Consider the following 2666-nt stretch of genomic DNA (forward strand, 5'->3'; position numbering starts at 1 on the left):
CCTGGGGCTGATCGCCCTCCACGACCCGCCGCGGCCGGACGTCGCCGAGGTGATCAGTACTGCCCGCGGAGCCGGGATCCGGGTCGGCATGATCACCGGTGACCACCCGGCCACAGCCGCCGCCATTGCCAGGGAAATCGGTTTGATGGGATCCCCGGAGACCGTGGTCGAAGGTTTCCAGCTTCCAGAGGACGAGCAAATCCTCGGCGCCCTGCTCGACAGGGACGGCATCGTGGTGAGCCGGGTGTCCCCGGAACAGAAGCTGCGCGTGGCCAGGGCCCTGCAGAGCCGCGGCCACGTGGTGGCCATGACGGGCGACGGCGTCAATGACGGTCCCGCGCTGCAGGAAGCCGACATCGGGGTAGCGATGGGGCTCAGCGGAACTGACGTTGCGCGTGAAGCCGCTGACCTGGTGCTTCTGGACGACCACTTCGGCACGATCGTGGCAGCCATAGAACAAGGCAGGGCAACCTACTCGAATATCCGCCGCTTCCTGACCTACCACCTGACAGACAACGTGGCCGAACTGACGCCGTTCGTCATCTGGGCCCTGTCCGGTGGCCAGTTTCCCCTCGCCTTGGGCGTACTTCAGATCCTGGCCCTGGATATCGGCACGGACCTGCTTCCTGCGCTCGCCCTTGGCGGCGAAGCCCCCAGCAAAGGAGTGCTGAAGCGGCCCCCGGAAAGACGGCACCTGATGGACCGCGCCCTGATGTTCCGCGTGTTCTGCATCCTGGGACCCGTAGAAGCAGCGGTGGCTATGGCGGCGTTTTCGACGGTGCTGTTCGGCGGCGGGTGGACACGCGGAGACCCCCATGATTCCGCGCTGCTGATGGCGGCCTCCGGAGCAGCCTTTACCGCCGTAGTGCTTGGCCAGCTGGCAAATGCCTTCGCATGCCGCAGCGCTTCCTTGCCGCCGTGGCGGCTGGGCTGGTTCTCCAACCGGCTGCTGCTCGGGGCGGTGCTGGCGGAAATCGGTGCCCTGGTGGTCTGCCTCTATGTGATCCCTTTGTCCTCCGTCCTGGGACAGCTTCCGCCGCCCATGCCGGGTTTCGCCGTCGCGGCCTTGGCGGTACCTGCCGTATTCGCTGCCGACTGGCTGTACAAGCGGACACTGCGGCGGGCGAAGGGCGGAAGCCGTAGGACCTAAGCCTCTGCTTCGGCTGTATCGGGCACGGGAGGATCGAGCCATGAATGCACGGATGACACTGACTGACGTTCACGTGGTGTGGCTCGAAGACGTCGGCATGTCCGACGTGCCCTCGGTTGGCGGCAAGAACGCATCGCTCGGTGAGCTAACGCGCTCGCTGCTGGGTTCGGGCGTCCGCGTACCGGAGGGCTTTGCCACCACTGCCTCCGCCTACCGTGCCTACATCGCTGCCAACGGACTGGAACCGGGAATCCGCGCCGCCATCGATGACTACCGCGGGGAGCGGAAAACGCTGCGCGAGGCAGGCGAAGCCATCCGTGAGCTGATCCTTGAAGGGCAGTTTCCGCCGGACATAGCCACGGCAATCAGGGAACATTACCGGGCCCTGTCCACGCGGACCGGACGCACGGCGGCCTCGGTGGCCGTCCGAAGCAGCGCCACTGCCGAGGACCTGCCGGACGCCAGCTTCGCCGGTCAGCAGGAAACCTTCCTGAACATCGCAGGCGAACGGGAGCTGATGGAGGCGTGCCGGCGGTGTTATGCCTCGCTGTTTACTGACCGGGCCATCAGCTACCGCGAAATTAAGGGTTTTGATCATCTGGAGGTGGCACTGTCCATCGGCGTCCAAAGGATGGTGCGTTCGGACCTGGGCGCTTCCGGGGTGATGTTTTCCATCGATACGGAATCCGGGTTCCCGCGCAGCGTGCTCATCAGTGCCGCGTGGGGACTGGGGGAGACGGTGGTCCAGGGCAGCATCAATCCCGATAAATACCAGGTGTTCAAGCCGTTGCTGGCGGACCCGCAGTTTGAGCCCATCATCGAGAAGACGCTGGGCTCCAAGGAACGGAAGATGGTTTACAGCCGGGGCGGGCATGCACGGACCAGGACCGTCGACACCGCGGACCAGGAGCGGCGTTCCTTCGTCCTTACAGACCCTGAGATTGTGACCCTTGCCCGGTGGGCAGTGTCGGTGGAGAAGCACTATGGGCGTCCGATGGATATGGAGTGGGCCAAGGACGGCTCAACGGGGGAACTGTTCATGGTCCAGGCCCGTCCGGAGACTGTCCAGGCGCGGCGCAGCGAGTCAGTCTTCAGCGTCTATCACCTCCGCGGATCGGGACGGCTGCTGGCTTCCGGTGCTGCTGTAGGCGAATCGATTGCCCACGGAGTTGCCTGCGTGATCCGGGATGCGAAAGACATCGAGGACTTCCAGGATGGTGCCATCCTGGTGACGCGGATGACCGACCCCGATTGGGTGCCCATCATGCAGCGCGCCGCCGGGATCGTGACCGATCATGGCGGTCCTACCAGCCATGCCGCGATTGTCAGCCGCGAACTGGGGGTGCCTGCCGTTGTGGGTACCGGCAACGGCACCACGGTCCTGACGGATGGTATGCCCATCACGCTTTCGTGCGCCGGGGGTGAAGACGGGGAAATTTTCGAGGGCACCCTGGCTTTCGACGTCGAGGAGGTTGACCTTGGGGCGCTGCCGGAGACCAGGACCGCCGTCATGGTC

2 protein-coding genes are annotated in these 2666 nt (G+C 65.0%); both read left to right on the forward strand.

Going from position 1 to position 2666, the window contains the following annotated elements:
* The coding region (locus DBR22_RS16155; protein ID WP_146187530.1) for an HAD-IC family P-type ATPase at window positions 1-1150 on the forward strand (1150 nt) is incomplete at its 5' end.
* Window positions 1151-1202: 52 nt separating this feature from the next.
* A partial coding sequence (gene ppsA / locus DBR22_RS16160; protein WP_108599857.1) for a phosphoenolpyruvate synthase occupies window positions 1203-2666 on the forward strand: 1464 nt, incomplete at its 3' end.

Origin of the sequence: Arthrobacter sp. HMWF013, assembly GCF_003061105.1 — a bacterium.
GTDB lineage: Bacteria > Actinomycetota > Actinomycetes > Actinomycetales > Micrococcaceae > Arthrobacter.